The organism is Streptomyces sp. NPDC056883, from assembly GCF_042788835.1.
Taxonomy (GTDB): Bacteria; Actinomycetota; Actinomycetes; order Streptomycetales; family Streptomycetaceae; genus Streptomyces; species Streptomyces stoeckheimensis.
In genome coordinates, this window is the sequence record NZ_JBHUBS010000044.1 from 1 (window position 1) to 5,495 (window position 5,495).

Here is a 5,495-nt window from a genome sequence, read left to right on the forward strand (position 1 = left end):
CCCTTTTTTTATAACAAAAGAAAAAACGCACCTACTATTGCAGATGCGTTTGGGTAAGTGGCTCGGGACGGAATCGAACCGCCGACACACGGATTTTCAGTCCGTTGCTCTACCAACTGAGCTACCGAGCCAGATGTTTCTTTTCTATACTATAAAGTAAAGTAAAATGGCGGTCCGGACGGGACTCGAACCCGCGACCTCCTGCGTGACAGGCAGGCATTCTAACCAACTGAACTACCGGACCATTTTTTGGTTGCGGGGGCAGGATTTGAACCTGCGACCTTCGGGTTATGAGCCCGACGAGCTACCGAACTGCTCCACCCCGCGATAATAATGGTGGAGGATGACGGGCTCGAACCGCCGACCCTCTGCTTGTAAGGCAGATGCTCTCCCAGCTGAGCTAATCCTCCATATATTACACTTACGTGTAATAGCTTGGCGGCGTCCTACTCTCACAGGGGGAAACCCCCGACTACCATCGGCGCTGAAGAGCTTAACTTCCGTGTTCGGCATGGGAACGGGTGTGACCTCTTCGCTATCGCCACCAAACCATTGAGAGTGTTCTCTCAAAACTAGATAACAGTAAGCATACATTCAAATTGGTTAAGTCCTCGATCGATTAGTATCAGTCAGCTCCACATGTCGCCACGCTTCCACCTCTGACCTATCAACCTGATCATCTTTCAGGGATCTTACTTCCTTGCGGAATGGGAAATCTCATCTCGAGGGGGGCTTCATGCTTAGATGCTTTCAGCACTTATCCCGTCCGCACGTAGCTACCCAGCTATGCCTTTGGCAAGACAACTGGTACACCAGCGGTGCGTCCATCCCGGTCCTCTCGTACTAAGGACAGCTCCTCTCAAATTTCCTGCGCCCGCGACGGATAGGGACCGAACTGTCTCACGACGTTCTGAACCCAGCTCGCGTACCGCTTTAATGGGCGAACAGCCCAACCCTTGGGACCGACTACAGCCCCAGGATGCGATGAGCCGACATCGAGGTGCCAAACCTCCCCGTCGATGTGGACTCTTGGGGGAGATAAGCCTGTTATCCCCGGGGTAGCTTTTATCCGTTGAGCGATGGCCCTTCCATGCGGAACCACCGGATCACTAAGCCCGACTTTCGTCCCTGCTCGACTTGTAGGTCTCGCAGTCAAGCTCCCTTGTGCCTTTACACTCTGCGAATGATTTCCAACCATTCTGAGGGAACCTTTGGGCGCCTCCGTTACCTTTTAGGAGGCGACCGCCCCAGTCAAACTGCCCACCTGACACTGTCTCCCCGCCCGATAAGGGCGGCGGGTTAGAAGGTCAATACAGCCAGGGTAGTATCCCACCGATGCCTCCACCGAAGCTGGCGCTCCGGTTTCCAAGGCTCCTACCTATCCTGTACAAGCTGTACCAACATTCAATATCAGGCTGCAGTAAAGCTCCACGGGGTCTTTCCGTCCTGTCGCGGGTAACCTGCATCTTCACAGGTACTATAATTTCACCGAGTCTCTCGTTGAGACAGTGCCCAGATCGTTGCGCCTTTCGTGCGGGTCGGAACTTACCCGACAAGGAATTTCGCTACCTTAGGACCGTTATAGTTACGGCCGCCGTTTACTGGGGCTTCAATTCGCACCTTCGCTTACGCTAAGCGCTCCTCTTAACCTTCCAGCACCGGGCAGGCGTCAGCCCCTATACTTCGCCTTACGGCTTCGCAGAGACCTGTGTTTTTGCTAAACAGTCGCCTGGGCCTATTCACTGCGGCTCTCTCGGGCTTGCACCCTAACAGAGCACCCCTTCTCCCGAAGTTACGGGGTCATTTTGCCGAGTTCCTTAACGAGAGTTCTCTCGATCACCTTAGGATTCTCTCCTCGCCTACCTGTGTCGGTTTGCGGTACGGGCACCTCTCACCTCGCTAGAGGCTTTTCTTGGCAGTGTGGAATCAGGAACTTCGCTACTATAATTCGCTCGCCATCACAGCTCAGCCTTCACGGGAAACGGATTTGCCTATTTCCCAGCCTAACTGCTTGGACGCGGATATCCAATACCGCGCTTACCCTATCCTCCTGCGTCCCCCCATTGCTCAAATGGTGAGGAGGTGGTACAGGAATATCAACCTGTTATCCATCGCCTACGCCTTTCGGCCTCGGCTTAGGTCCCGACTAACCCTGAGCGGACGAGCCTTCCTCAGGAAACCTTAGGCATTCGGTGGAGGGGATTCTCACCCCTCTTTCGCTACTCATACCGGCATTCTCACTTCTAAGCGCTCCACAAGTCCTTCCGGTCTTGCTTCACAGCCCTTAGAACGCTCTCCTACCACTGTTCGAAGAACAGTCCGCAGCTTCGGTGATACGTTTAGCCCCGGTACATTTTCGGCGCAGAGTCACTCGACCAGTGAGCTATTACGCACTCTTTAAATGGTGGCTGCTTCTAAGCCAACATCCTGGTTGTCTAAGCAACTCCACATCCTTTTCCACTTAACGTATACTTTGGGACCTTAGCTGGCGGTCTGGGCTGTTTCCCTTTCGACTACGGATCTTATCACTCGCAGTCTGACTCCCAAGGATAAGTCATCGGCATTCGGAGTTTGACTGAATTCGGTAACCCGGTAGGGGCCCCTAGTCCAATCAGTGCTCTACCTCCGAGACTCTTACCTTGAGGCTAGCCCTAAAGCTATTTCGGAGAGAACCAGCTATCTCCAGGTTCGATTGGCATTTCACCCCTACCCACACCTCATCCCCGCACTTTTCAACGTGCGTGGGTTCGGGCCTCCATTCAGTGTTACCTGAACTTCACCCTGGACATGGGTAGATCACCTGGTTTCGGGTCTACGACCACGTACTCAATTCGCCCTATTCAGACTCGCTTTCGCTGCGGCTCCGCATCTTCTGCTTAACCTTGCACGGGATCGTAACTCGCCGGTTCATTCTACAAAAGGCACGCCATCACCCGTTAACGGGCTCTGACTACTTGTAGGCACACGGTTTCAGGATCTCTTTCACTCCCCTTCCGGGGTGCTTTTCACCTTTCCCTCACGGTACTGGTTCACTATCGGTCACTAGGGAGTATTTAGCCTTGGGAGATGGTCCTCCCGGATTCCGACGGAATTTCACGTGTTCCGCCGTACTCAGGATCCACTCAGGAGAGAACGAAGTTTTGACTACAGGGCTGTTACCTCCTATGGCGGGCCTTTCCAGACCTCTTCATCTACCTCGTTCCTTTGTAACTCCGTACAGAGTGTCCTACAACCCCAAGAGGCAAGCCTCTTGGTTTGGGCTGGTCCCGTTTCGCTCGCCGCTACTCAGGGAATCGCATTTGCTTTCTCTTCCTCCGGGTACTTAGATGTTTCAGTTCCCCGGGTCTGCCTTCTCATATCCTATGTATTCAGATATGGATACCACTCCATTACGAGTGGTGGGTTTCCCCATTCGGAAATCTCCGGATCAAAGCTTGCTTACAGCTCCCCGAAGCATATCGGTGTTCGTCCCGTCCTTCATCGGCTCCTAGTGCCAAGGCATCCACCGTGCGCCCTTTCTAACTTAACCGTTAAAAAGAATCACTACGTGATATCTTGCATTACTAATTGAATGTGAATTACTTCTGTTATCTAGTTTTCAAAGAACAACATCTCGAAGAATCGAATGATCCTTCAAAACTAAACAAGACAGGGAACGTTCTGTTTATAAGACCCAAGGTCTTATATTCCGTTAATATCCTTAGAAAGGAGGTGATCCAGCCGCACCTTCCGATACGGCTACCTTGTTACGACTTCACCCCAATCATCTGTCCCACCTTCGGCGGCTGGCTCCTAAAAGGTTACCTCACCGACTTCGGGTGTTACAAACTCTCGTGGTGTGACGGGCGGTGTGTACAAGGCCCGGGAACGTATTCACCGCGGCATGCTGATCCGCGATTACTAGCGATTCCAGCTTCACGCAGTCGAGTTGCAGACTGCGATCCGAACTGAGAACAGATTTGTGGGATTGGCTTAACCTCGCGGTTTCGCTGCCCTTTGTTCTGTCCATTGTAGCACGTGTGTAGCCCAGGTCATAAGGGGCATGATGATTTGACGTCATCCCCACCTTCCTCCGGTTTGTCACCGGCAGTCACCTTAGAGTGCCCAACTGAATGCTGGCAACTAAGATCAAGGGTTGCGCTCGTTGCGGGACTTAACCCAACATCTCACGACACGAGCTGACGACAACCATGCACCACCTGTCACTCTGCCCCCGAAGGGGACGTCCTATCTCTAGGATTGTCAGAGGATGTCAAGACCTGGTAAGGTTCTTCGCGTTGCTTCGAATTAAACCACATGCTCCACCGCTTGTGCGGGCCCCCGTCAATTCCTTTGAGTTTCAGTCTTGCGACCGTACTCCCCAGGCGGAGTGCTTAATGCGTTAGCTGCAGCACTAAGGGGCGGAAACCCCCTAACACTTAGCACTCATCGTTTACGGCGTGGACTACCAGGGTATCTAATCCTGTTCGCTCCCCACGCTTTCGCTCCTCAGCGTCAGTTACAGACCAGAGAGTCGCCTTCGCCACTGGTGTTCCTCCACATCTCTACGCATTTCACCGCTACACGTGGAATTCCACTCTCCTCTTCTGCACTCAAGTTCCCCAGTTTCCAATGACCCTCCCCGGTTGAGCCGGGGGCTTTCACATCAGACTTAAGAAACCGCCTGCGAGCCCTTTACGCCCAATAATTCCGGACAACGCTTGCCACCTACGTATTACCGCGGCTGCTGGCACGTAGTTAGCCGTGGCTTTCTGGTTAGGTACCGTCAAGGTGCCGCCCTATTTGAACGGCACTTGTTCTTCCCTAACAACAGAGCTTTACGATCCGAAAACCTTCATCACTCACGCGGCGTTGCTCCGTCAGACTTTCGTCCATTGCGGAAGATTCCCTACTGCTGCCTCCCGTAGGAGTCTGGGCCGTGTCTCAGTCCCAGTGTGGCCGATCACCCTCTCAGGTCGGCTACGCATCGTTGCCTTGGTGAGCCGTTACCTCACCAACTAGCTAATGCGCCGCGGGTCCATCTGTAAGTGGTAGCCGAAGCCACCTTTTATGTCTGAACCATGCGGTTCAAACAACCATCCGGTATTAGCCCCGGTTTCCCGGAGTTATCCCAGTCTTACAGGCAGGTTACCCACGTGTTACTCACCCGTCCGCCGCTAACATCAGGGAGCAAGCTCCCATCTGTCCGCTCGACTTGCATGTATTAGGCACGCCGCCAGCGTTCGTCCTGAGCCAGGATCAAACTCTCCGATAAAGTAGTTTGACTGACTACGCACATCGCTGTGCGATTTATTTAAAACTTTGAATTAACAGGTACGTTTTGTCTTGTTTAGTTTTCAAAGAACTTTGTTGCTTCTCTCGAAGCGACCTCTTAATCATAACATTTTCAGTTTGCTAGGTCAATACTTTTTTTAAAAATATTTTCGCTAGGCTTGCCTTTCTATTAAAAAGACAACAAAAAGAATTATATCAGTATCATCGCTATGTGTCAAAGC

Annotated in this window: 4 tRNA genes and 3 rRNA genes; all 7 read right to left on the bottom strand. The window is 52.4% G+C overall.

Going from position 1 to position 5,495, the window contains the following annotated elements:
* Positions 1–58 precede the first annotated feature (58 nt).
* Positions 59–131, bottom strand: a tRNA-Phe gene (locus tag ACFRU2_RS42085).
* Positions 132–167: 36 nt separating this feature from the next.
* Positions 168–244: transfer RNA gene (locus ACFRU2_RS42090), tRNA-Asp, on the bottom strand.
* Positions 245–250: 6 nt separating this feature from the next.
* A tRNA-Met gene (locus ACFRU2_RS42095) sits at positions 251–327 on the bottom strand.
* Positions 328–334: 7 nt separating this feature from the next.
* A tRNA-Val gene (locus tag ACFRU2_RS42100) sits at positions 335–410 on the bottom strand.
* Between the two features lie 23 nt (positions 411–433).
* Positions 434–549, bottom strand: a 5S ribosomal RNA gene (gene rrf / locus ACFRU2_RS42105).
* 50 nt (positions 550–599) lie between these two features.
* Positions 600–3,529 (bottom strand): 23S ribosomal RNA (locus tag ACFRU2_RS42110).
* A 175-nt stretch (positions 3,530–3,704) separates the two neighbouring features.
* A 16S ribosomal RNA gene (locus tag ACFRU2_RS42115) occupies positions 3,705–5,254 on the bottom strand.
* Together the 16S, 23S and 5S rRNA genes with 4 tRNA genes alongside form the textbook arrangement of a ribosomal RNA operon.
* Positions 5,255–5,495: the final 241 nt, after the last annotated feature.